This window comes from Achromobacter veterisilvae, assembly GCF_900496975.1.
GTDB lineage: Bacteria > Pseudomonadota > Gammaproteobacteria > Burkholderiales > Burkholderiaceae_B > Achromobacter > Achromobacter veterisilvae.
This window is the reverse complement of record NZ_UFQC01000037.1, coordinates 41,300-63,648: the sequence shown is the minus strand read 5'-3', so window position 1 is coordinate 63,648 and position 22,349 is coordinate 41,300. Positions and strand designations below refer to the sequence as shown.

The 22,349-nt window shown below is 68.8% G+C and carries 21 protein-coding genes; 15 read left to right on the top strand and 6 right to left on the bottom strand.

The features are described 5' to 3' along the window. Positions 1-320, top strand: a 320-nt coding sequence (locus tag AVE30378_RS25945) for a c-type cytochrome (RefSeq protein WP_165360304.1), incomplete at its 5' end; no start/stop codon positions are given. A 72-nt stretch (positions 321-392) separates the two neighbouring features. Here the strand turns inward: AVE30378_RS25945 and AVE30378_RS25940 are convergent. From AVE30378_RS25940 to AVE30378_RS25925, 4 genes are all read right to left on the bottom strand, one after another. Next, positions 393-1,913 (bottom strand): 3-hydroxyacyl-CoA dehydrogenase, encoded by a 1,521-nt coding sequence (locus AVE30378_RS25940; protein ID WP_129245025.1) that lies wholly within the window; start codon positions 1,911-1,913, stop codon positions 393-395. A gap of 41 nt (positions 1,914-1,954) precedes the next feature. Beyond that, positions 1,955-3,184, bottom strand: coding sequence for a CaiB/BaiF CoA transferase family protein (locus tag AVE30378_RS25935; protein ID WP_129245024.1), 1,230 nt, complete (start codon positions 3,182-3,184; stop codon positions 1,955-1,957). 106 nt (positions 3,185-3,290) lie between these two features. Further along, positions 3,291-4,439 (bottom strand): acyl-CoA dehydrogenase family protein, encoded by a 1,149-nt coding sequence (locus tag AVE30378_RS25930; RefSeq protein ID WP_129245023.1) that lies wholly within the window; start codon positions 4,437-4,439, stop codon positions 3,291-3,293. Positions 4,440-4,482: 43 nt separating this feature from the next. Further along, positions 4,483-5,106 (bottom strand): TetR/AcrR family transcriptional regulator, encoded by a 624-nt coding sequence (locus AVE30378_RS25925; protein WP_129245022.1) that lies wholly within the window; start codon positions 5,104-5,106, stop codon positions 4,483-4,485. A gap of 181 nt (positions 5,107-5,287) precedes the next feature. On the opposite strand from AVE30378_RS25925, the gene AVE30378_RS25920 reads away from it, so the two are divergent. Together AVE30378_RS25920 and AVE30378_RS25915 are read left to right on the top strand one after the other, a co-directional pair. Next, positions 5,288-6,262 carry an NAD(P)H-dependent flavin oxidoreductase gene (locus tag AVE30378_RS25920; protein WP_129245021.1) on the top strand — a complete coding sequence of 325 codons (975 nt, stop codon included), beginning with the start codon at positions 5,288-5,290 and terminating at the stop codon, positions 6,260-6,262. After that, positions 6,259-6,999, top strand: coding sequence for an enoyl-CoA hydratase-related protein (locus AVE30378_RS25915; RefSeq protein ID WP_129245020.1), 741 nt, complete (start codon positions 6,259-6,261; stop codon positions 6,997-6,999). The genes AVE30378_RS25920 and AVE30378_RS25915 overlap by 4 nt, the downstream gene beginning before the upstream one ends. Before the next feature lie 18 nt (positions 7,000-7,017). On the opposite strand, the gene AVE30378_RS25910 is transcribed toward AVE30378_RS25915, so the two are convergent. Continuing rightward, positions 7,018-7,851: an enoyl-CoA hydratase/isomerase family protein gene (locus AVE30378_RS25910; protein WP_129245019.1), complete on the bottom strand. Its 834-nt coding sequence runs from the start codon at positions 7,849-7,851 to the stop codon at positions 7,018-7,020. A 145-nt stretch (positions 7,852-7,996) separates the two neighbouring features. Here AVE30378_RS25910 and AVE30378_RS25905 point away from each other — a divergent pair, with 145 nt between their 5' ends. The 3 genes from AVE30378_RS25905 (at position 7,997) to AVE30378_RS25895 (ending at position 11,231) form a co-directional block, all read left to right on the top strand. Then, complete coding sequence (locus AVE30378_RS25905; protein WP_129245018.1) at positions 7,997-8,878, top strand: NAD(P)H-hydrate dehydratase; 882 nt, start codon at positions 7,997-7,999, stop codon at positions 8,876-8,878. Positions 8,879-8,998: 120 nt separating this feature from the next. Then, positions 8,999-9,232 (top strand): hypothetical protein, encoded by a 234-nt coding sequence (locus AVE30378_RS25900; protein WP_129245017.1) that lies wholly within the window; start codon positions 8,999-9,001, stop codon positions 9,230-9,232. Positions 9,233-9,617: 385 nt separating this feature from the next. Further along, positions 9,618-11,231, top strand: coding sequence for an ABC transporter substrate-binding protein (locus tag AVE30378_RS25895; RefSeq protein WP_129245016.1), 1,614 nt, complete (start codon positions 9,618-9,620; stop codon positions 11,229-11,231). A gap of 53 nt (positions 11,232-11,284) precedes the next feature. Here AVE30378_RS25895 and AVE30378_RS25890 read toward each other — a convergent pair whose 3' ends face one another. Continuing rightward, the gene (locus tag AVE30378_RS25890; protein WP_129245015.1) at positions 11,285-12,187 is read right to left on the bottom strand and encodes a LysR family transcriptional regulator; all 903 of its coding nucleotides are present in this window, start codon (positions 12,185-12,187) and stop codon (positions 11,285-11,287) included. 264 nt (positions 12,188-12,451) lie between these two features. Here AVE30378_RS25890 and AVE30378_RS25885 point away from each other — a divergent pair, with 264 nt between their 5' ends. The 9 genes from AVE30378_RS25885 to AVE30378_RS25845 all read left to right on the top strand — a co-directional run bounded on the left by AVE30378_RS25885 (position 12,452) and on the right by AVE30378_RS25845 (position 22,279). Then, positions 12,452-13,423, top strand: a complete 972-nt coding sequence (locus AVE30378_RS25885; RefSeq protein ID WP_129245014.1) for a M14 family metallopeptidase — start codon at positions 12,452-12,454, stop codon at positions 13,421-13,423. A 65-nt stretch (positions 13,424-13,488) separates the two neighbouring features. Beyond that, positions 13,489-15,120 (top strand): ABC transporter substrate-binding protein, encoded by a 1,632-nt coding sequence (locus AVE30378_RS25880; protein WP_129245012.1) that lies wholly within the window; start codon positions 13,489-13,491, stop codon positions 15,118-15,120. 45 nt (positions 15,121-15,165) lie between these two features. Next, the gene (locus AVE30378_RS25875) at positions 15,166-16,143 is read left to right on the top strand and encodes an ABC transporter permease (protein ID WP_129245010.1); all 978 of its coding nucleotides are present in this window, start codon (positions 15,166-15,168) and stop codon (positions 16,141-16,143) included. Positions 16,144-16,149: 6 nt separating this feature from the next. Next, entirely contained in the window at positions 16,150-17,070 is a 921-nt protein-coding gene (locus AVE30378_RS25870) for an ABC transporter permease (protein ID WP_129245008.1), read from the top strand. A gap of 153 nt (positions 17,071-17,223) precedes the next feature. Then, positions 17,224-18,207 (top strand): ABC transporter ATP-binding protein, encoded by a 984-nt coding sequence (locus AVE30378_RS25865; protein ID WP_129245006.1) that lies wholly within the window; start codon positions 17,224-17,226, stop codon positions 18,205-18,207. Continuing rightward, a complete protein-coding gene (locus tag AVE30378_RS25860) occupies positions 18,204-19,214 on the top strand; it encodes an ABC transporter ATP-binding protein (protein ID WP_129245004.1) in 1,011 nt (336 codons plus the stop codon). Before AVE30378_RS25865 ends, AVE30378_RS25860 begins: the two co-directional genes overlap by 4 nt. Continuing rightward, positions 19,214-20,119, top strand: a complete 906-nt coding sequence (locus AVE30378_RS25855; protein ID WP_129245002.1) for an alpha/beta hydrolase family protein — start codon at positions 19,214-19,216, stop codon at positions 20,117-20,119. Before AVE30378_RS25860 ends, AVE30378_RS25855 begins: the two co-directional genes overlap by 1 nt. 39 nt (positions 20,120-20,158) lie before the next feature. Continuing rightward, positions 20,159-21,289: a M20 family metallopeptidase gene (locus AVE30378_RS25850; protein ID WP_129245000.1), complete on the top strand. Its 1,131-nt coding sequence runs from the start codon at positions 20,159-20,161 to the stop codon at positions 21,287-21,289. Positions 21,290-21,331: 42 nt separating this feature from the next. Continuing rightward, entirely contained in the window at positions 21,332-22,279 is a 948-nt protein-coding gene (locus tag AVE30378_RS25845) for an autotransporter outer membrane beta-barrel domain-containing protein (RefSeq protein WP_129244998.1), read from the top strand. The last annotated feature ends 70 nt before the right edge of the window (positions 22,280-22,349 follow it).

Sequence of the window (22,349 nt, the reverse complement as noted above, 5' to 3'; positions counted from 1 at the left end):
CCGCGGCTCCCGCGCCCGCCGCGGCTCCGGCCGCGCAAGCCCCGGCGCCCGCCGCTCCGCAAGCGGCCGCGGCCGTCAACCCGGCCGGCGAAAAGCTGTACAAGAGCGTCTGCTTCGCCTGTCACGCCACCGGCGTGGCCAACGCCCCCAAGTTCGGCGACAAGGCCGCCTGGGATCCCTACATCAAGACCGGCATGGACGCCATGGTGAAGGTCGCCATGCAGGGCAAGCCGCCGATGCCCCCGAAGGGCGGCGCGGCCGACGCCTCCGAAGACGACATCCGCGCAGCCGTGCAGTACATGGTGGACGCCGCCAAGTAAGCCCTCGCGCCGCTCAAGCAAAAAGCCCCTCGAATTCAGATTCGAGGGGCTTTTTCTTGGGGCCGGGATGCGTTACGCGCCGGCTTTCGTCAGGGACATGCCCAGTTGCACGCGGCGCTGCAGCCACAGGCTGGGGCGATAGCGGGGGTCGCCGGTCACGCGCTGCATGCTCTTCAGGATTTCGAGGATGCGCTCGGCGCCCAGTTTGTCGCCCAGCGCCAGCGGGCCCGCCGGATAGCCCAGGCCCAGCGTGACCGCCAGGTCGATGTCTTCGGGGGTGGCGATCTGCTGTTGCGCGATGTCGCTGGCGATGTTGACGATGGTGGCCACGATGCGCTGCGCGATGAAGCCGGGCGAATCCTGGATCACCGTCACGGGCACGCCGTCGGCGGCCAGCAGCGCGTGCGCGGCGTCGCGCCACTTGGCTTCGGTGGCGGGCGACACCATGATGGTGCGGCGCTTGGCGGCGTCGAAGGCGTACAGCGTGTCCAGGCCCACGGTGCGGGCCGCGTTCAGGCCCTGGGCGGAAACCGCCGTGGAGACGTCGTCGCCGAACGGCGTGACCAGGATCAGGGCGTCGGCGTCGGGCACGGAGCCGGTCACCAGCGTGGCGCCCAGTTTTTCCACCAGCGCCGTGGCGCGCGCGTAACCTTCCGCATGCTTGGGGCTGACCCAGACCTTCAGGCCGGCGGGCAGCGCCGGAACGGGCGGCTCGGCCGGCACCTGCTTCTGGCCGTCGGCGTAGACGTAGAAGCCCTCGCCGGTCTTGCGGCCGATCAGGCCGCCCGCCAGGCGCACGGTCGTGATGGGCGACGGACGGAAACGCGGCTCGTCGAAAAACTGCCGGTAGATGGACTCCATGACGGGGTGGGACACGTCCAGCGCCGTCAGGTCCAGCAGTTCGAACGGCCCCATGCGGAACCCGGCCTGCTCGCGCATGACCGCGTCGACCTGGGCGAAGGTAGCCACGGCCTCCTGCGCCACGCGCAGCCCTTCGGTATTCATGCCGCGGCCGGCGTGGTTAACGATGAAGCCGGGCATGTCCTTGGCGCGCACGGGCGTATGGCCCATGCGACGGGCCAGCTCGGCCAGCGCGTCGCCCACTTCGGGCGCGCTGCGCAGGCCGTCGATGACTTCCACCACCTTCATCAGCGCGACCGGATTGAAGAAGTGGTAGCCGGCCACGCGCTGCGGGCGCTTGCAGGCGGCCGCGATGGCGGTGATGGACAGCGACGACGTGTTCGACGCCAGGATGCAGTCCTCGGACACCACGCCTTCCAGCGCGGCGAACAGGTCGCGCTTGACGTCCAGCCGCTCGACGATGGCCTCGACCACCAGTTGGCAGTTCGACATGTCCGTCAGGGCGGTGGCCGATTCCACGCGGCCCAGCGCGGCCTGGGCGTCCGCGGCGCTCAGCTTGCCCTTCTGGGCCAGCTTTTCCCAGGTCTGGCGCAGCGACTCGCGCGCGGCGGCCACGGCCTCGGCGCTGGTGTCGTAAAGGCGGACGCGCAGCCCGGCTTGCGCCGCGATCTGCGCGATGCCGCGCCCCATGGCCCCGGCGCCCACGACGCCGATGGTTTGAATCTCCGTCATCAACACTCTCCTGCCTATTGCCTGTCTATATGGGATTGGACTCAGGACCGGCTCTGGGCCAGCGCCTGGATTTCTTCGGCCGACAGCCCCAGCCGCTCGGCCAGGACCTGCCCGGTGTGCTCGCCCAGCATGGGCGGCGGACGGCGGTATTCGACCGGGCTGCCGGAGAACTTCAGCGGGCTGGCCGCCATCGGCACCTTGCCCGCCGCCGGATGGGGCAGTTCGCGCTTCATGCCGCGCGCCAGCACGTGGGGGTCTTCATAGACCTGGTCCAGCGTATTGATGGGCCCCGCCGGGACGCCGACGCCTTCCAGGGCCGCCAGCCAGTGGTCGCGCTCGCCGGTGGCCATGCGCTCGGTCAGGAGCGGCACCAGTTCCGCGCGGTTCTTCACGCGCTGCGGGTTGGTGGAGAAGCGCGGGTCCGCCGACAGTTCCGGCAGGCCGATCGCGCCGCAGTAGTTGCGGAACTGGCTGTCGTTGCCGACGGCCACGATCAGGTGGCCGTCGCTGGCCGCGAACACCTGGTACGGCACCAGGTTCTGGTGCGCGTTGCCGGCGCGCCCGGGCGCCACGCCCGAGGTCATGTAGTTGAGGTTCTGGTTGGCCAGCATGGCCACCTGGCAGTCCAGCAGCGCCATGTCGATGTGCTGGCCCACGCCGCTGCGCGAGCGTTCGTGCAGCGCGGCCAGGATGCCCACGGTGGAATACATGCCGGTCATCAGGTCGGCCACGGCGACGCCGGCCTTCTGCGGACCGCCGCCAGGCAGGTCGTCGCGTTCGCCGGTGATGCTCATCAGGCCGCCCATGCCCTGGATCATGAAGTCGTAGCCGGGGCGGCTGGCGTACGGGCCGGTCTGGCCGAAACCCGTGATGGAGCAGTAGATCAGGCGGGGGTTGATTTCCTTCAGGCTGTCGTAGTCCAGGCCGTACTTGGACAGGCCGCCCACCTTGAAGTTTTCCACCAGGATGTCGCTCTGCAGCGCCAATTCGCGCACCAGTTCGGCGCCGCGGGGCGACGCGATGTCCAGCGCCACGGAGAACTTGTTCCGGTTGGCCGACAGGTAGTAGGCCGCCTCGCTGGTGTCGTTGCCCGCCTCGTCCTTCAGGTAGGGAGGCCCCCAGGCCCGCGTGTCGTCGCCCGAGCCGGGCCGTTCGATCTTGATCACCTCGGCGCCGAGATCGGCGAGGTTCTGGGTGCACCAGGGGCCGGCCAGGACGCGGGTCAGGTCGAGCACACGTATGCCGGTTAGGGGAGCGGGACGTTGCGACATCTGTAATCTTTTCGCTAGAAGAGAAATGAGGACGTCCGGCCCGCGGCTGCGCACGGGCCGGACCGGATCACCGTAGGTCAAGCTGGATATTAGCCCGGACGCGTGTTCAGGAATGCGCCTTGATGGTTTCGCGGGCGATCACCAACTGCTGGATCTGCGAGGTTCCCTCGAAAATGCGGAACAGGCGCACGTCGCGGTAGAAGCGTTCCACCGCGTATTCGGACATATAGCCCGAACCGCCGTGGATCTGCACCGCGCGGTCGGCCACGCGGCCCACCATCTCAGTGGCGTAGAGCTTGCAGCAGGCGGCCTGCATCGTGGTGTTTTCGCCGCGGTCGCGCATGCGGGCGGCGTCCAGCACCATGCAGCGCGCGGCGTAGAGTTCGGCCTGGCTGTCGGCGATCATGGCCTGGACCAACTGAAATTCGGCGATGGGCTGGCCGAACTGCTTGCGTTCCAGGGCGTACTTCACGGCGTCGCGCAGCAGGCGGTCGGCGATGCCGACGCACAGCGCCGAGATGTGCAGGCGGCCCTTGTCCAGCACGCGCATCGACGTGCGGAATCCGTTGCCTTCTTCGCCGCCCAGCAAGGCGCTTGCCGGGACGCGGCAGTTGTCGAACACCACGTCGCTGGTCAGGGCGCCCGCCTGGCCCATTTTCTTGTCGGGCTTGCCGATGATCAGGCCCGGCGTGCCGGCCTCGACCAGGAAGCACGAAATGGAGTTCGCGCGGCGTTCGGGCGCGGTGCGGGCCATGACGGAGAACAGCCCGGCGATCGGCGCGTTGGTGATGAAGCGCTTGGTGCCGTTGAGCACGTAGCCGTCGCCGTCGCGCACGGCGGACAGGCGCAGCGCCATCGCGTCCGAACCGGCGTCCGGCTCGGTCAGCGCGAAGGAGCCGACCAGTTCGCCGCTGGCGAGCTTGGGCAGGTAGCGGTTGCGCTGCTCGTCCGTGCCGGCCAATACAATGGCTTGCGAGCCGATGCCGATGTTGGTGCCCGCCAGCGACCGGAACGCGGGCGAGGTCTGCCCCAGTTCGAACACCACGCGCACTTCCTCTTCCATGTTCAGGCCCAGGCCGCCGTAGTCGGGCGAGATGGACAGGCCGAACAGCCCCAGCTCTCGCATTTCGCGGACGATGTCGGGCGGCACCTGGCCGCTGGCGGCCAGCTCGTCTTCGGCGGGGATCAGGCGCTCGTGCACGAAGCGGCGCACGGCGTCCAGCAGCAGGTTCAGGGTTTCGGTATCGAGGGCCATGATGGAAGTCTCAAGAGAAAAAGGCGGAGCCGGGGCGGCGCGTTCAGGCGCGCATGCCGCCGACCAGTAAATCGAAATAGCCGGCGGCGATGATTTCGGCGCTGTCGCCCTGGCCGGGCTTGTACCAGCGCACCATCCAGTTCAGCATCGACAGCACCGCGCGGCCGGCGGCCGGCACGTCCAGCGGCCGGAACACGCCATCGGCGACGCCCTGGGCGATCACCTCGCGCAGGCGTTTTTCGTAGCCGTCGCGCAGCCGGGCGGCGTCCTCGCGCTCGGTCAGCGCCATGCCGGAATAGCCGATCAGCATGGTGACGAACTCGGCATGGTGCTGCTCGAAATAGCGCGCGTGGCCCACCATGAAGGCGCGCAGCCCGGCGGCCGCGCCGTCGGCCCGGGCGACGTCCTGGCCGACGGTCTGCGTCAGCCCGCTCAGGACGCCGAGGATGATGGCGTCGTAGATGTCCTGCTTGGTGGTGTAGTAGTGATAGATGGCCGCCTTGGACACGCCCAGGGCCGCGGCCAGGTCCGACACGGAACTGCCGTCGTAGCCGCTGCGGGCGAAGAGCTTGGCGGCTTCTTCCAGGATGCGTTCGCGCGGCGCCGCCGACGAGGGCGGCCGGCCGGCGCGGGCGCGTTTCTGGACGGGAGGGGCGGAGGTCGCCATTGACAGCCTTTGAAGGGCGGCGCCGGCGCTGCCGGGGGTTCGAGCGAACCTCCATTGACAGCGCTTCGGCGCATGCCGTTTAATAGGGATTAATTAATTACCGGACGGTCGGTAGGTAATTATAGACACACCCGCCAACGATGCTCAAGCCCTCTTGGGACCTTTTCCCGCGACGACGCCCATGCCCCACTCTCTCGTGACTGATTTGTATGGCCAGATGTCCCTGCCGGTCATCTGCGCCCCCATGTTCATCGTGTCCAATCCGAAGCTGGTGGTCGCGCAATGCACCAGCGGCATCGTGGGCTCGTTCCCGGCGCTGAATGCGCGCCCGCAAAGCCTGCTCACCGACTGGCTGGACGAGGTCCAGGCCGGCCTGGCCTCCCACCGCGAGGCCCACCCCGGCGCCGCCGTGGCGCCGTTCGCGGTCAACCAGATCATCCACCAGTCCAACGACCGCCTGGAACAAGACCTGGCGGTGTGCGCCAGCCACCGCGTGCCGCTGATCATCACCAGCCTGCGCGCGCCTGGCGACCTGGTCAAGGGCGTGCACGATTGGGGCGGCAAGGTGTTCCACGACGTGACCACCCTGCGCCACGCCGAAAAGGCGCTGGAGGCCGGCGTGGACGGCCTGATCCTGGTGTGCGCCGGCGCGGGCGGGCACGCGGGCACGCTCAGCCCCTTCGCCCTGGTGGCCGAAGTGCGCCGTTTCTATGACGGCCCGCTGATCCTGTCCGGCGCGATCACCTCCGGCGCGCACGTCCTGGCCGCCCTGGCCATGGGCGCGGACTTCGCCTACATGGGCACGCGCTTCATCGCCAGCGAAGAGGCCAACGCCAGTGAAGGCTACAAATCCGCCATCGTGGACGCCAGCGCCTCCGACATCCTCTATACGCCGTTCTTCACCGGCATCCCCGGCAACTACCTGAAGGCCAGCATCGCCGCCGCCGGGCTGGATCCGGCCAACCTGCCGCAGCCCGAGAACGGCGCGTCCAACTTCGGTTCGACCCGGGTCAAGCCCTGGAAGGACATCTGGGGCGCGGGGCAAGGGGTGGGCGGCATCGCCAGCGTGCTGCCGACGCGCCAGATCGTCGACACGCTGCGCCGCGAATACGCGGACGCCAAGGCCCGCGTGGACAGCAGGGCCTTCGCATCATGAGCGGCGGGCTGAAAGTCGCCCGCGAGGGCGCGGTCCTGACCCTGACGATAGACCGCCCGGACCGCCGCAACGCGCTGGACATCGCGACCTACGCCGCGCTGGCCGAACAGATCGCCCTGGCCAGCGCCGACCAGGCGGTGTCGGCGGTGATCCTGGCCGGTGCGGGCGGGCATTTCACGGCGGGCAACGACCTGCGCGACTTCCAGGCCGAACGCGGCGCCGGCGACAGCGCGGGCATCGCGTTCCTGCGGGTGCTGACGGCGGCGGACGTGCCGGTCATCGCCGCGGTCGAGGGCTATGCCATCGGCATCGGCGTGACGCTGCTGCAGCATTGCGATTTCGTCCACGTCGCGGAAGGCGCCACCCTGCGCATGCCGTTCGTGGCGCTGGGGCTGTGCCCGGAAGGCGCGTCCAGCCTGCTGATGCCGAAACTGGCCGGCGCCCGCCGCGCCGCCGAATGGCTGCTGCAGGGCAAGGCGTTTTCGGCGCAAGAGGCTTTCGAGGCCGGCCTGGCCACTTCCGTCACGCCCGCCGGGCAGGCGCTGGCGGCCGCGCAGGCCACTGCCGCCGACCTGGCGCGCCAGCCGCCGGCGGCCCTGCGCCTGACCAAGTCGATGCTGCGGCGCCCGGACCGCCAGGCCATCCAGGAAACGCTGGACTACGAGGCTCAGCAGTTCCGCGCCCGCCTGCAGACCGAAGAGGCGCAGGCCGCGTTCGCGAAGTTCTTCAAGAAATAGCGCTGCGCGCCCCGCGCCTCAGAACGGCGATTCGGGCCGGAAGTTCGGCGCCCGGCGCTCGCGCAGGGACTGGATCCCTTCGCGCACGTCCGGGCCACCGAAGCCCATGAATTCCAGGGCCAGCGAGGTATCGAAGCTCGGCCCCGCCATGCGCAGCCAGTTGTTCAGCGAATACTTGGTCCAGCGGATGGCGGTCTGCGACCCGGCGGCCAGCTTGTTGGCCACCTCGAAGGCGCGGCCGATCAGCTCGGCCTCGTCCACGCACAGCGACACCAGGCCGATGCGCTCGGCTTCCTCGCCCGTCACGGTTTCGCACAGCATCAGGTAGTACTTGGCCTTCGCCATGCCGCACAGCAGCGGCCAGACGATGGCGGCATGGTCGCCCGCCGTCACGCCCAGGCGGGTATGGCCGTCGATGATGCGCGCATCGCGCGCCGCGATCGAAATATCGGCCAGCAGGCCCGCCACCAGCCCCGCGCCCACCGCCGCGCCATGCATGGCGGACACGATGGGCTTGTTGCAGTTGATGATGTTGTAGACCAGGTCACGGGCCTCGCGCCAGACGCGGGCGCGCACGTCGAAATCGTCCGCCATCTGCTGCACCAGGTCCAGATCGCCCCCGCCCGAGAAACCCTTGCCCTCGCCGCGGATCACCACCACGCGGGTGTCCGGATCGGTGTCGATGTCGCGCCAGATGTCGGCCAGTTCGCGGTGCATGCGGTCGTCGGCCGTGGACAGCTTGCCCGGCAGTCCGCCCTTGGCGCCCATGATCAGTTCCAGCACGCCGCCCGGGTGCCGGCGCAGCTTCAAGGCCTCGTAGGCCGAATAGTGTTCCAGCGTAATGTCGGTCATTGTCTTCTCCGCGTTGTCTTTTCGATGTGGCGAGTGCCCTTCCGGAACTGCCCGCCCGGGGCGGCCCGCTGGGCCGGCCCGTCTCGGCGCACTATAGTGGATACCGCCTTCCACGCCATGCCGATTCCCAGCGGAGCCTCAGCCCATGAACACCCCCGTCCCGCCCGCCGGCGCCAAGATCGACCGCGCCGCCCTGCCCGCCCTGTTCGCCCCCCGCGGCGTGGACACGCACAAGGGCAGCTTCGGCACCGTCGGCGTGCTGGGCGGCGGCCCGGGCATGACCGGCGCGGCGCTGCTTGCCGCCAGGGCGGCCTTGAAAACCGGCGCCGGCAAGGTGCTGGTGGGCTTCGCCCAGGAAGCCCCGCCCCTGGCCTGCGACCCGCTGCAGCCCGAACTGATGCTGCGAGACGCCCGCTCGCTGCTGGAGGAAGACTGGGGCGTCACCGCCTGGGTGGCCGGCTGCGGCATAGGCGCCGGCACCCTGGCCGCCAACGCGTTGTCCGAATTGTTCGTCCTGCGGCGGGGATCGCCGCTGGTGCTGGACGCCGACGGCCTGAACCTGCTGGCGCGGGGCGACATCCAGCCCGGCTGGGGCCCGGGCCCGGTCGTGCTGACGCCCCACCCCGCCGAGGCCGGCCGCCTGCTGGGCGCCAGCGCGGCGGACGTCCAGGCCGACCGGCCGGGCGCCGCCCGGGAGCTGGCCGGACGCTACGGGGCCTGGATCGTGCTGAAGGGCGCGGGCACCGTGGTCTGCCCGCCCCAGGGCGAACTGCGGATCAACACCAGCGGCAATCCGGGGCTGGCCACCGCCGGGACCGGCGACGTGCTGGCCGGCATGCTCGGTTCCCTGATCGCGCAGAACCTGCCGCTGGACCAGGCCGTGGCCGGAGCCGTCTGGCTGCACGGCGCGGCGGCGGACGCGCTGGTCGCCCAGGGCATCGGGCCCATCGGCCTCACGGCCGGAGAACTGGCGGACGCGGCCCGCGGGCTGCGCAATACCGGCCGGGGGCCCGTTTCCACCCCCTAAGTCCCCGTCAAATAAACATTTTTACAACATACTAGGGTTTACCCTGGAAAACACATTGCTTTTATCCTAGGGTTATCCCTATAATGGTTTACCCCATGACGAAACGGACTGGAGAAAGCCATGAGCGAACTGACCCTGAACCACACTGCCCGCCTGACCGACGCGCTGGAGCGTGACCTGCTCCGCGGCGCCCTCGAGAACCAACCGAATGCCCACCCGCTGACCAGCCTGAAGAAGGCCGGCCAAACCGTGATCGCAGCCGTTGCCGCCGTCTTTGCCTTCATCGACGAAGTGAATGATTCGATGAACAAGGCACGCGCCGCCAGCTCGCGCTTCTCCGGCTCGCAGTGGTAAGCCCTGCCGCGCTGGACTGAATCGCGACCGATCTCCCGCGATCCAGCCTGGCGCGCCGCCGCCGCAACGCCCGCCGGCTCCCCGGCGCCCGCTGCGGCGGATTGCGGCGTCCCGGCCCTCACCGGAACGCCATCGCGCCGCGCCGGCCCCTATTCCGGGGCCCCCGCGACGCCCTCCCCGCCCCCTCTTCTCGGCGTTTTCCCTAGCGCCGCATTCGCCGTTCTGCATTGACAGCGCGCGAAGCCCCTACCGATAATCGGCCCCTTGCCGTCGTGCCTGGCGCCAAACCTCCCTGAGCCCCTCCGAGCGGCCCCGCCAGTCCGGCTGGCGCAGGCGGTTCACACGCAAGCACGATCCGGTTCGTTCCCCATCCGGAGTTGTCACCATGAAGTTGCGCACCACCCTGGCCCTCGCGGCCGCCGCCATTCCCTTGGCCGCCGCCCAGGCGCAGACGCTGAAGGTCGGCCTGTCGGCCGAACCCACCTCGGCGGACCCCCACTACCACAAGATGACGCAGAACGACGCGTTCTCCGCGCACGTCTACAGTTCGCTGGTGGGCCGCAGCGCCGACATGAAGCTGATCCCCGCGCTGGCCACGTCCTGGAAGAGCCTGGACGACACGACCTGGGAATTCAAGCTGCGCGACGACGTCAAGTTCTCCAACGGCAAGCCCTTCACGTCCGAAGACGTGCTGTTCACCGTGTGCCGCACGCTGAACAACGAGACCAACGTGTCGCAGTCCTACATGGACATGACCAAGCGCATCACCGACGTGCAGACGCCCGACGCGCACACCGTGATCATCAAGACCGGCGAACCCTTCCCGCTGATGCCCGCCGAACTGGCCCGCTCGCTGCCCATCGTCTGGAACGGCATCGTCGAGCACGGCAAGCTGACCTTCGACCCGAAGAAAGGCTGCGGCGTGACCGGCCCGTGGCCCACCGTGGCCGACTTCAACAATGGCAAGGACGCCATCGGCACCGGCCCGTACACCCTGAAGTCCTACGTGAAGGGCACCGGCATCGAACTCGTCCGCAACGAGAACTACTGGGGTCCCAAGCCGTACTGGAAGGAAGTGAAGTTCGTGCCGGTGCCCTCCGCCGGCCCGCGCCTGACCGGCCTCTTGTCCGGCGACTTCGACATGATCGAGAACCCGGCCGCCCGCGACCTGCCCCGCCTGAAGGACAACCCCAAGTTCGGCTTCGTGGCCACGCCCTCCACCCGGCTGGTGTTCTTCCAGCCGGACGTGGGCCGCAACCCCAGCCCCTTCGTCAAGAGCGCCGACGGCAAGAACCCGCTGCAGGACCTGCGCGTGCGCAAGGCGATTTCGATGGCGATCGACCGCAAGGCCATCACCGCCCGCATCATGGACGGCATGGCCACCCCGGCCTACCAGTACATGCCCGACGGCATGTTCGGCGCCCTGCCCAAGGCCCCGGAAATCAAGTACGACCCCGAAGGCGCCAAGAAGCTGCTGGCCGAGGCCGGCTACCCGAACGGCTTCGAACTGACGCTGTCGTCCACCAACGACCGCTACGTCAACGACGGCCAGGTGGCGCAGGCCGTGGCCCAGTTCCTGGCCCGCGTCGGCATCAAGACCAACGTGGACGCCATGACGGCCTCCATCTACTTCCCCAAGCGCGCCAAGCGCGAGTTCAGCTTCTCGATGGGCGGCTGGCCGGCGGAAACGGGTGAAGCCTCGGCGCTGTTCCAGTTGTGGGTGGCTTCCCTGGATTCCCCCAACAGCCTGGGCACCAGCAACTACGGCGGCTTTTCCAACGCCGACTTCGACAAGGTCTACAAGCAGGCCATCGTGACGGTGGACGCCCCCAAGCGCGAAAAGCTGCTGCAGGAATCCACCCAGATCGCACTGGACAACGTGCCGCTGATCCCGCTGCATTTCGAAAGCAGCATCTGGGCCTTCCGCAAGGGCATCACGTACGAAGGCCGCCGCGACCAGTACACGCTGGCCACCTCGGTCACGCCCGACAAGAAGTAATCAGGCTCGCCTGAACCCGGAACGGCTGCCTCGCGCAGCCGTTTTTTTTGCGCTCAGCCCGCCAGCGCCCGGTCCAGTTCCCGGCACAGCAGTTCGATGAATGCCTCCGCCTTGGGCGGCAGCACCCGTCCCGGCATGACCTGGATCTGCAAGGTGCGCGATTGCAGTTCGGCGTTGGAAATCGGCACGGCGACCAGTTCGTCGCGCCGCAGGCTCCACGCCACCGAGATATAGCCCCCGAGCATGATGGCGTCCGAGCCGAACACGAATCCATGCAGCGGCGAGGAATCGTTGCAGGTCAGCACGGGCTCCAGTTGCACCGATTCCAGGGCGCATCCCATTTCGAAAAGCTGCCGCGTGGTGGTGCCCGGCCCGGTCAGCGCCAGCGGATACTGTCCGAGGTCCTGCAGGCTGACGCTGGCGCGGCCCGCCAGGGGATGGTCCGCCGCCATGACCGCCTGCACCGGCGCGCGGCGCGAATAGCGCGCGCTGACCTCGCCGACGCGCTCCGCGATGAAGGCCATGCCCAGGTCCACGCTGCCTTCGGCCACCCGGCGGCTCACCTCGGCGGGCGAACCCACGTGCAGGTCGAAACGGATGTTCGGCCAGTCCCGGTGGAACCGCGCCATCACCGAGGGCAGGAAGATCCGCGCCAGGCCTTCGACGGACGCCACCCGGATCTCGTTGCGCGCGGCGCCCTTGACCTCGGCGATCTCCTGGAGGACGGACTCGGCCTCGAGCATGGTGCGCCGGGCATGCGCCAGCAGCAATCGGCCCGCCTCGCTCAGGACCATGCCCCGCGCGGCGCGCTCGAACAGCGGCGCCCCCGCCTCTTCCTCCAGTTTGGCGATCTGCCGGCTGATGGCCGACACCGCCACATGCAGGCGCTCGGAAGCGCCGCTCAGGCTGCCCGCCTGGGCCACCTCCAGAAAATACTTCAGGGCAATACCGTGCATGTTCAACTTTGGCCGCCGGATCGAGCTTTGCCTTTTATGCAAAGCTTCTGATAAATATTCTAATTGTAGAGAAAGCTTCCAAGCTCCTAGAATTCGGCGAATACTCGAAGGCGGCGCGCCCATGACGCGCCCCAAAAATAAGGGAAAACCCGTGCCAGCAGCCCTTTCCAGCGCCCGCCGCGCCGCGGCGCATGCCCCTACCGGCACTTAGCCGCCGCCCGTCCGCCATCGCCTATACAATCGCGTCGCTTCATCGGAGTTCCCATGCCTACGCCCACCCCCGCGTCCCTTCCACGTCCATTTCTGCTCGCCTGTCCGGACCTGTCGGCGGAGCGCGTGGGCAACACGGATACGCCCGGCGTCTGGCATTTCGACTCGGGCGCGCCGGGCAAACGCGTCATGCTGAGCGCCCTGGTGCACGGCAACGAACTCTGCGGCGCCTGGGCGCTGAAAGAAGCGCTGGCGGCCGGCCTGCGGCCCCGCCGCGGCTCGCTGACGCTGGCGTTCTGCAACCTGGCGGCCTTCGACCGCTTCGACTCCGCCAACTACGCCCCGGCGCGCTTCGTCGATGAAGACATGAACCGCGTCTGGAGCGGCGACAAGCTGGGCGTGCCCATCAGCCAGGAACGCCGTCGCGCGGCCGAACTGCGCCCCTGGGTGGAGCAGGCCGACTGGCTGCTGGACTTCCATTCGATGAGCAATTCCGACGTGCCGCTGCAACTGACCGGCCTGGAACAGCGCAATATCGACCTGGCCCTGGCGCTGGGCAACCCCGCCACCATCATCGCCGACGCCGGCCACGCGGCGGGCGTGCGCATGCGCGACTACGGCCGCTTCGGCGAATCCGGCGACAACGGCACCCGTTCCCTGCTGATCGAATGCGGTTTCCATGGCGCGCCCGAGGCGCGCGGCGTGGCCATCGACCAGATGGCGCGCTTCCTGGTGGCGGCGGACGCCGTGGACCGCGGCGACCTGCCCGAGGCGTGGTTCGCCCCCGGCGCGCCGTCGCAGCGCGCCCTGCGCGTCACCCACGCCATTGCCGCCAAGAGCGCCGACTTCCGCTTCGCCCAGCCCTGGAAGGGCCTGGAAACGCTGGCCGCGGCCGGCAGCCTGATCGGCTGGTCCGAAGGCGAGCCCGTCGTCACGCCCTATGACGATTGCGTACTGATCATGCCGTCCACCGCCAACCTGCGGCCCGGCGTGACCGTCGTCCGGCTGGCGCAGCCCATCGCCTGACGCACCGGAGCGCCCGCGCAGCCGGGCGCCGCCACGGAAAGACCAAGACAACAAGGGAAAAAACCATGTCCGCCAAGACGTTCTACCGCAGCATCCTCACCGCCTGTACGCTGGCCGCCTGTGCGCCCGCGGCCCTGGCCCAGGGGGGCCCCGCCACCCTGAAGATCGGCCTGTCGTCCGAGCCGACCTCCACGGATCCGCACTACCACCAGGCCACGCCGAACGACGCGATGACCTCGCACCTGTTCGAGACGCTGGTGGGGCAGGACGCCGCGATGAACCTGATCCCCCGGCTGGCCACGGCCTGGAAGCCGGTGGACGACACGACCTGGGAATTCACGCTGCGCGAGGGCGTCAAGTTCTCCAACGGCCAGCCGTTCACGGCGCAGGACGTGCTTTTCACCTTCTGCCGCGTGGTGAACAACGAGCAGTCCATCAGCAGCTCGTACCCGTCCATCATCCAGAAGTTCGCCGACGTGCAGGTGCGGGACGGCAACACCCTGGTGATCAAGACGCGCCAGCCCTATCCGTTGCTGCCCAACGACCTGACCCGCATGGCCATGCTGTGGAACGGCATCGCCGAGCACGGCCCGATCAGCTTCGACCTGAAGAACAAATGCGGCGTCACCGGCGCCTGGCCCACCGTGGCCGACTTCAACAGCGGCCGCTCCGTGATCGGCACCGGCCCGTACACTTTGAAGAGCTACGTCAAGGGCACCGGCATCGAGCTGGCGCGCAACGACGCGTACTGGGGCGACAAGCCGGCCTGGGCGAACGTGAAGCTGGTGCCGGTGCCGGCCGCCGGCCCGCGCCTGACCGGCCTGCTGGCGGGCGACTTCGACCTGATCGAAAACCCGGCCGCGCGCGACGTGAAGCGCATTTCGGAGACGCCCGGCTTCGGCCACGTCACCACGCCGTCGGTGCGCGTGGTGTACTTCCAGCCCGACGTGGCGCGCAGCCCCAGCCCCGGCGTCAAGGCCGCCGACGGCAAGAATCCGCTGCGGGACGTGCGCGTGCGCCGCGCCATTTCGCTGGCCATCGACCGCAAGACCATCGCCGACCGCATCATGGACGGCGCGGCCACGCCGGCCAACCAGTTCCTGCCCGACGGCATGTTCGGCACCCTGCCCCATCCGCCCGAACTCAAGTACGACCCGGCCGCCGCCAGGAAGCTGCTGGCCGAGGCCGGCTACCCGGACGGCTTCGAGCTGACCGTCTCGTCCACCAACGACCGTTACATCAACGACGCGCAGATCTCGCAGGCGGTGGCGCAATACCTGTCGCGCGTGGGCATCAAGACCACCGTCGACACCATGACGCGCTCGGTGTACTTCCCCAAGCGCGCCAAGCGCGAATTCAGCTTCGCCATGGGCGGCTGGTCGTCCGAAACGGGCGAGGCCTCGTCTTTCCTACAATACTGGGTCAGCGCGTTCGACAAGGAACACGGCCTGGGCACCAGCAACTACGGCGGCTACGACAACCCCGAGTTCGACCGCGTGTTCAAGCGCGCCCTCGTCACCGTGGACCCGGCCGCGCGGGAAAAGCTGCTGCAAGAGTCGCTGGCCCTTGCGCTGGCCGACCTGCCCAGCATTCCCCTGCATTTCGAAAGCAGCATCTGGGCGTTCCGCAAAGGGCTGACGTACGAAGGCCGCGCCGACCAGTACACCCTGGCCATGTCGGCCAAGCCCGCCAAGTAAGCACGCGGCGCCCGCAACCCCTGAGCCCACCAAGGAAATAATCTCGTGGCCTTGTTCATCCTACGCAGACTGATCCAGAGTCTGTTCGTGCTGCTGGCCGTTTCGGTCGTGGTCTTCTTCGCGGTCTATGCCGTGGGCGACCCGATAGAACTGCTGGTCAGTCCCGAAGCCAGCCAGGCCGCGCGCGAGGCGATGATCGCCCGCCTGGGCCTGGACCTGCCGGTGTGGCAGCAATACACGGGCTTCCTGTGGCGCGCGCTGCATGGCGACCTGGGCACGTCCTTCGTGCACGGCATTCCCGCCATCGAACTGATCGTGCAGCGCATCCCCGCCACGTTCGAACTGGTCATCGTGGCCATCCTGCTGACCTGTGTCTTCGGCATTCCGCTGGGGCTGGTCGCCGGCCTGTACCGCGACCAGCCCCTGGGACGCGGCATCATGGCGTCGTCGGTGCTGGGCTTTTCCCTGCCGAACTTCTGGCAGGGCATGATGCTGATCCTGCTGTTCGCGGTCTGGCTGGGCTGGCTGCCCGCCACCGGCCGCGGCGACACGGTCACGGTGCTGGGCGTGCGGCTGTCGATCCTGACCGCCGACGGCTGGTCGCACCTGATCATGCCGGCCATCAACCTGGCCCTGGCCAACATCGCCCTGGTGCTGCGCCTGACGGCCTCCGGCGTGGTCGAGGCCCGCAGCCAGGACTACGTGAAGTTCGCGCGCGCCAAGGGCGTGAAGCCCGGGCGCATCGTGCGCCGCCACATCCTGCGCAACATCCTCATCCCGGTGGTCACCGTGATCGGCATGGAGTTCGGCACCCTCATCGCCTACTCCACCATCACCGAAACCGTGTTCGCCTGGCCCGGCATGGGCAAGCTGCTGATCGACAGCGTCTACCAGCTCGACCGCCCGGTCGTGGTGGCCTACGTGATGCTGGTGACCCTGATCTTCGTGATCATCAACCTGGTTGTGGACATTCTGTACGCCGCGCTCGACCCGCGCGTGCAGCTCGTGACCCCCGCTCAATAATCCGCCATGGCTCAATCTCCCAATTCCGGCCGCACCCGCACCGTCCAGCCTCTGGCCGAGACGCCCCAGCGCGCCGCCATCCTGAAGAAACTGCACGCGCGCCCCACGGTGCGCGGCTCCGCCATCGCCCTGGCCATCCTGATCGTCCTGGTGATCTTCGCGCCCTACTTCGCGCCGCAGAATCCGTACGACCTGGCCAACCTGTCGCTCATGGACGGCCGCCTGGCGCCGCGCCAGGCGCTGATGGACGGCAGCATCGCCTGGCTCGGCACCGACGACCAGGGCCGCGACATGCTCAGCGCCATCCTGTACGGCCTGCGCATCAGCCTGATGGTGGGCCTGTCCGCCGTGGTGCTGGCCACCGCCGTGGGCGGCGCGATCGGCCTGGTGGCCGCCTATATCGGCGGCGTGGTCGACACCGTGCTGATGCGCATCGTCGACTTCATCCTGGGCTTCCCGACCATCCTGGTGGCGCTGGTGCTGCTGGTGGTGCTGGGGCGCGGGGTCGACAAGGTGATCCTCGCGCTGGTGCTGGTGCAGTGGGGCCACTACGCGCGCATCATGCGCAGCCGGGCCCTGCAGGAACGCCGCAAGGAATACGTGGAAGCCGCCGCCAACCTGGGCTTTCCGGCCTGGCGCATCATGCTGTTCCACCTGCTGCCCAACTGCCTGGGCCCCGTCATGGTGTTCGCCACCATCCAGATCGCGACCGCCATCGCCCTCGAAGCGACGCTGTCGTTCCTGGGCGTGGGCGTGCCCATCACCGAACCCTCGCTGGGCCTGTTGATCTCCAACGGCTTTCAGTACCTGCTGTCGGGCGACTACTGGATCAGCCTGTTCCCGGGCATCGCCCTGCTGGTGCTGATCCTTTCCATCAATATCGTGGGCGACCGCCTGCGCGAAAGCCTGGATCCTCGTCGAGCATGAAGGGAAAGCCCACCCCCGAAGCGCTGCGCGCTTCCCCCTTAGGCGGGCCCCCCTCAAGGGGGCATGCCTGCGGACCGGCAAAGCCGGCTCCGCGGCATCCCGATCGGGCGGCGCCCGTTGCAGGCGCTGCTGGCGGCGTAATGGACGAATGAAATGAGCGAAACACTACTTGATGTGCGCGGCCTGCGCACCGCATTCCATACCGAGGCCGGCGCCTGGCTGGCGGTCGACGGCGTCGACCTTACCGTGCGCCGCGGCGAGATCGTCGGCCTGGTGGGCGAATCCGGCTCCGGCAAGTCCGTCACCGGGTTCTCGCTGCTGGGCCTGATCGACCCGCCCGGGGAGGTCGTGGACGGCGAAGTGAAGTTCAAGGGCACGGACCTGCGCAAACTGAGCGAAGAGCAGATGCGCCAGTTGCGCGGCAACCGCATCGCCATGATCTTCCAGGATCCCCTGATGACGCTGAACCCGGTGCTGCGCATCGGCGAGCAGATGATGGAAGCCATCCTCACCCATGAAAACGTCTCGCGCTCCGAGGCCGAGGCGCGCTGCCGCGACGCGCTGGCCATGGTGGGGATTCCGTCGCCCGAAAAGCGCCTGAAGAGCTATCCGCACGAGTTCTCGGGCGGCATGCGCCAGCGCGTGGCGATCGCGATCGCGATGCTGAACAAGCCCGACCTGATCATCTGCGACGAGCCGACCACGGCGCTGGACGTCACCATCCAGGGCCAGATCCTCTACCGCATGCAGGAAATCTGCCGCGAGCACAACACGGCGCTGATCTGGATTACCCACGACCTGGGCGTGGTGGCCGAACTGGCCGACCGCGTGGCCGTGATGTATGCCGGGCGCATCGTCGAAAGCGGCCCGGTCGAACAGGTGCTGGACGCGCCGCGCCACCCCTATACCAGGGGCCTGCTGGATTCGATGCCCGGCACCACGCAGCCCGGCGCGCGCCTGCACCAGATCAACGGCATGGCGCCCAGCCTGGCCGGCCGCCCCGCGGGCTGTGCGTTCCGTCCGCGCTGCCCCAACGCGGTCACGCGCTGCACCGAACAAGCCCCCTCCGTCACCACCGAAGGCCCGCGCAGCTACCGCTGCTACGTACCGATCGCCCGCGAGGCACAGTCAGCATGAGACCAGCCGATACTCCCGTCATCGAGCTCAAGAACGTCCACAAGCGCTTCGAGCAGCGTCCCGACCTGGCCCAGCGCATCCTGGCCATGGCGGGCCGCCCCATCGACCGCCGCACCGTGTATGCCGTCAACGGCGTCGACCTGTCCATCCAGCGCGGCGAAGTGCTGGGCCTGGTCGGCGAATCCGGCTGCGGCAAGTCCACGCTGGGCCGCGTCGTGGCGGGCCTGCACCGCCAGACCGAGGGCGAACTGCGCTACCTGGGCCAGGACGCCCGCCGGCTGCGCGGCGCCGAGAAGCTGGCGTACACGCTGGGCGTGCAGATGATCTTCCAGGATCCGCAGGCCTCGCTGAATCCGCGCCAGCGCCTGCGCCAGATCCTGGGCGAAGCGCTGAAGGTCCACAAGCTGGCGCCCTCCGCCGAGATTCCCGCGCGCATCGACCGCGCGCTGAAGGAAGTGGGGCTGGACACCGAGTACCGCGACCGCTTTCCACACCAGATTTCCGGCGGCCAGCGCCAGCGCATCGGCATCGCCCGCGCCCTGATGGTGTCCCCGAAGTTCCTGGTTTGCGACGAGCCCGTGGCCGCCTTGGACGTGTCGATCCAGGCGCAGGTGATCAACCTGTTCATGGACCTGCGCGAACAGCACGGCTTCACGTACCTGTTCATCAGCCATGACCTGGGCGTGGTCAAGCACATCTCGGACCGCGTGGCGATCATGTACCTGGGCAAGATCGTGGAGATCTCCACCTCGGCCGAGATCTTCGCGCGCGCCAACCACCCCTACACCCAGGCCTTGATGGCCGAAGTGCCGGACGTGGGCCGCCGCGGCCGCAAGTTCACGCCGATCAAGGGGGAGATCCCCTCGCCGCTGAATCCGCCGCCGGGCTGCACCTTCAATCCTCGCTGTCCCCACGCCATGCCCCGCTGCCGCGAACAGGCGCCGGAGCTGAAAGAAATCTCGGCGGGCCACTGGTCGGCCTGTCACCTGAACGAGCCAAACGCCTGATGAAACCCTCCGATATGTCCAACGTGGACCGCATCGCCATCGAAATGGGCCATGCGGGCCGCAACGCCATCCTGTACGTGGATGAAGACCGCAACGCCGACCGCCCCTTCAAGCTGCAGACGTACCGCCCCTACGGCTACACGCCGGACCGCCCGGTCGTCATCGTGCAGCACGGCGTGCTGCGCAACGGCGACGAATACCGCGACTTCTGGGTCGAGGCCGCCGACAAGCACAAACTGCTGATCGTGGCGCCGACCTTCTCCAACGAGATATGGCCCGGCGTCGAAAGCTACAACAACGGCCGCGTGTTCTCCGCCGGCGGCAATCCGCGCCACATCGACGGCTGGACCTACGCGCTGGTCGGCAATGTGATCAAGGACATGATCGCCGGCGAAATCACCGACGGCCAGAACGTCTACCTGTTCGGCCATTCGGCCGGCGGCCAGTTCGTGCACCGCCTGATGAGCAGCCAGCCGCACGCGCCGTTCAAGGCGGTCGCGGCCGGCAACCCGGGCTGGTACACGCTGCCCACGTTCGACTACCCCTTCCCCGAAGGCATGGACGGAGTCGGCTTGACGGAAGACCACCTGGTGAAGCTGCTGGCCTACCCGATGACCATCCTGGCGGGCGACCAGGACATCGCCACCGACGACCCCAACCTGCCGTCCGAGCCCGCCGCCATGCGCCAGGGTCCGCACCGCTTCGCACGCGCCAAGAACTACTTCGAGTCCGGCCGCAAGGAAGCGGAGCGCCGCGGCGTGCCGTTCGGCTGGACGCTGCAGGTCGTGCCCGGCATCGGCCACGACGGGCGGGCCATGTCCGCCGTCTGCGCCAGCCTCTGGTTCGACGGGCGGATGCCCGACGATGCCGAACTGGCCCGCCTGGCCGGCCAGCAGGTCGCCTGACCGTTCCCTTTTCTCAATCCGCCGAACTCCGATACCGCCATGTCCACCACTCCCAGCACCGAACAGATCGTCGCCGGCATCCAAAGCTGGCTGCAATGCGAATCGCCCTCGAACTTTCCCGAAGGGATCGCCGCGATGGCCCGCATCATCGCCGACTTCGCCGCGGCCGCCGGCCTGACGGTGGAGCTGTCGTCGCTGGGCCCCGCCACGGGCCCGCTGCTGTACGCCACCAACCGCGCGCCCGGCGACACCCGCCCCGGCATCCTGATCCTGGCCCACATGGACACCGTCCACCCGGTCGGCACGCTGCTGGAGAATCCGGTGCGCATCGAGGGCGACCGCCTCTACGGCCCGGGCGGCTACGACATGAAGGCGGGCATCTACCTGGCGCTCTCGGCCCTGTCCGGCCTGGCCCGTCCCGGCGCGACCAAGCTGCCGGTGGACCTGCTGGTGGTGCCCGACGAGGAAACCGGCAGCCACGCGTCGCGCACGCACATCGAACGCTTCGCCGCCAACGCCAAGTACGCGCTGGTGTGCGAACCGGCGCGTCCCAACGGCGGCAAGTGCGTCACGGCCCGCAAGGGCACGGGCATGCTGAACCTGAACGTCAAGGGCCGCCCGGCGCACGCCGGCATGCAGCACGAGAAAGGCCGCAGCGCCATCCGCGAAATGGCGCACCAGGTGCTGGCGCTGGAAGCCATGACCGACTATGAGCGCGGCATCACCGTCAGCGTCGGCACGATCGCCGGCGGCACCGTGACCAACACCGTGCCGGCGCTGTGCCGCTGCGTGGTGGACTTCCGCGTTCCCGACATGGGCGCCGCCGAGGACGTGCTGCGCCGCATGCGCGAACTGTGCGCGGTGGGTCCGGACGTCGAACTGGACATCAACGTGGAACTGAACCGCCCGCCGATGGTGAAGACCGAGGCCGCCACGCAACTGCTGGCGCTGGCGCAGGGCTACGCCGAACGCGCGGGCTTCCCGCTCGAAGACGCGCCGATGACCGGCGGCGGAAGCGACGCCAACTTCACGTCCGCCATGGGGATTCCCACGCTGGACGGCCTGGGCGCCGACGGCGACGGCGCGCACACCCTGAACGAGTACGTGCTGGTCTCGACCCTGGAACAGCGCCTGAAGTTCTGGGAACTGCTGCTGAAGGAACTGTCCTAACAGACCGCGCCCCGAGTGCGGACTTCCGGACAGAGCCGCGGCATGCCGCGGCGCCCTGAGCGCGCCCGCCGGCGGCTGCTGGCGCCGGCATTCGCCGCGTTCGCACTGATGGGCGCGGGCGCCGGCGCGGCCTGCGCCCGTGAAACGCCGCAAGGCTGGATCGTCGCGATCGACAACTGGCAACTGCTCGAAGGCAGCGGCGCCGCGGCGCGCATCAAGCAGCGCACCACGGGCGTCTACGCCGGCGGCGAATTCGATGCCGGCGCCGGCTGGCGGCTGGGCGGCGCGCTGGGCGCCACCCGCGCCCGGGTCCGGGTCGATGCGCTCGACGCCAAGGCGACCGTCGACAGCTACAGCGCCACCCTCTACGGGAAACGGTCTTTCGCGGCCGGCGCGGGCAAGGTGAACCTGCTGGCCGCCGCCTCCTACGCCTGGCACGACATGGACACGACGCGCCACTTCGACCTGCCGGGCATTTCCCAGACCCTGACGGCGGACGTCAGCGCCAACACGGTGCTGGCCTTCGCCGAACTCGGCTACGAACTGCCGCTGCCGGAGCGGGCAAGCCTGGAGCCGTTCGCCGGCCTGGCCTTGCGCGACGTGCGCACGCGCGGCTTCGCGGAATCGGGCGGATCGGCCGCGATCGCCGCCGGCAGCGGGCGGCTGGCGCAGACCACGACGACGCTGGGGCTGCGCGGGCAGGCCGGCGTGCCGCTGGGCCCGACCATGGTCCGCGTGCACGCCCTCCTGGGCTGGCGCCGCGCATTCGGCGACGTGGAACCCGAAACGACCCTGGCGCTCGACGGCGGCGGCGTGCTGACGGTCGCTGGCGCCCCGATCGCCCCCAGCGCCGCGCTCGTGGGGCTGGGCGCGGAAGTGGCCCTGTCGCGCTCGGCGGCCATCGGGCTGGCCTATGGGGGCCAGTACGGCGGGGGAATGCGCGAACACACCGGGTCGCTGAGCCTGCGCTGGGCCTACGGCAGCCTCTGACGGCGGCGGCGCCCGCCTCCGGGAGCGGCTGTTTTTTCGCCTAGAATTACCCCCCCGACCGCGCTCTCGC

Excerpts from the sequence above, each read along its gene's own strand:
- AVE30378_RS25885 (WP_129245014.1), top strand. The coding sequence starts at position 12,452 with ATGCCTACGCCCACCCCCGCGTCCCTTCCACGTCCATTTCTGCTCGCC.
- AVE30378_RS25845 (WP_129244998.1), top strand. The coding sequence starts at position 21,332 with ATGCCGCGGCGCCCTGAGCGCGCCCGCCGGCGGCTGCTGGCGCCGGCA.
- AVE30378_RS25940 (WP_129245025.1), bottom strand. The coding sequence starts at position 1,913 with ATGACGGAGATTCAAACCATCGGCGTCGTGGGCGCCGGGGCCATGGGG.
- AVE30378_RS25920 (WP_129245021.1), top strand. The coding sequence starts at position 5,288 with ATGCCCCACTCTCTCGTGACTGATTTGTATGGCCAGATGTCCCTGCCG.
- AVE30378_RS25930 (WP_129245023.1), bottom strand. The coding sequence starts at position 4,439 with ATGGCCCTCGATACCGAAACCCTGAACCTGCTGCTGGACGCCGTGCGC.
- AVE30378_RS25890 (WP_129245015.1), bottom strand. The coding sequence starts at position 12,187 with ATGCACGGTATTGCCCTGAAGTATTTTCTGGAGGTGGCCCAGGCGGGC.
- AVE30378_RS25850 (WP_129245000.1), top strand. The coding sequence starts at position 20,159 with ATGTCCACCACTCCCAGCACCGAACAGATCGTCGCCGGCATCCAAAGC.
- AVE30378_RS25895 (WP_129245016.1), top strand. The coding sequence starts at position 9,618 with ATGAAGTTGCGCACCACCCTGGCCCTCGCGGCCGCCGCCATTCCCTTG.
- AVE30378_RS25880 (WP_129245012.1), top strand. The coding sequence starts at position 13,489 with ATGTCCGCCAAGACGTTCTACCGCAGCATCCTCACCGCCTGTACGCTG.
- AVE30378_RS25860 (WP_129245004.1), top strand. The coding sequence starts at position 18,204 with ATGAGACCAGCCGATACTCCCGTCATCGAGCTCAAGAACGTCCACAAG.
- AVE30378_RS25935 (WP_129245024.1), bottom strand. The coding sequence starts at position 3,184 with ATGTCGCAACGTCCCGCTCCCCTAACCGGCATACGTGTGCTCGACCTG.
- AVE30378_RS25925 (WP_129245022.1), bottom strand. The coding sequence starts at position 5,106 with ATGGCGACCTCCGCCCCTCCCGTCCAGAAACGCGCCCGCGCCGGCCGG.
- AVE30378_RS25905 (WP_129245018.1), top strand. The coding sequence starts at position 7,997 with ATGAACACCCCCGTCCCGCCCGCCGGCGCCAAGATCGACCGCGCCGCC.
- AVE30378_RS25910 (WP_129245019.1), bottom strand. The coding sequence starts at position 7,851 with ATGACCGACATTACGCTGGAACACTATTCGGCCTACGAGGCCTTGAAG.
- AVE30378_RS25900 (WP_129245017.1), top strand. The coding sequence starts at position 8,999 with ATGAGCGAACTGACCCTGAACCACACTGCCCGCCTGACCGACGCGCTG.
- AVE30378_RS25870 (WP_129245008.1), top strand. The coding sequence starts at position 16,150 with ATGGCTCAATCTCCCAATTCCGGCCGCACCCGCACCGTCCAGCCTCTG.
- AVE30378_RS25855 (WP_129245002.1), top strand. The coding sequence starts at position 19,214 with ATGAAACCCTCCGATATGTCCAACGTGGACCGCATCGCCATCGAAATG.
- AVE30378_RS25865 (WP_129245006.1), top strand. The coding sequence starts at position 17,224 with ATGAGCGAAACACTACTTGATGTGCGCGGCCTGCGCACCGCATTCCAT.
- AVE30378_RS25915 (WP_129245020.1), top strand. The coding sequence starts at position 6,259 with ATGAGCGGCGGGCTGAAAGTCGCCCGCGAGGGCGCGGTCCTGACCCTG.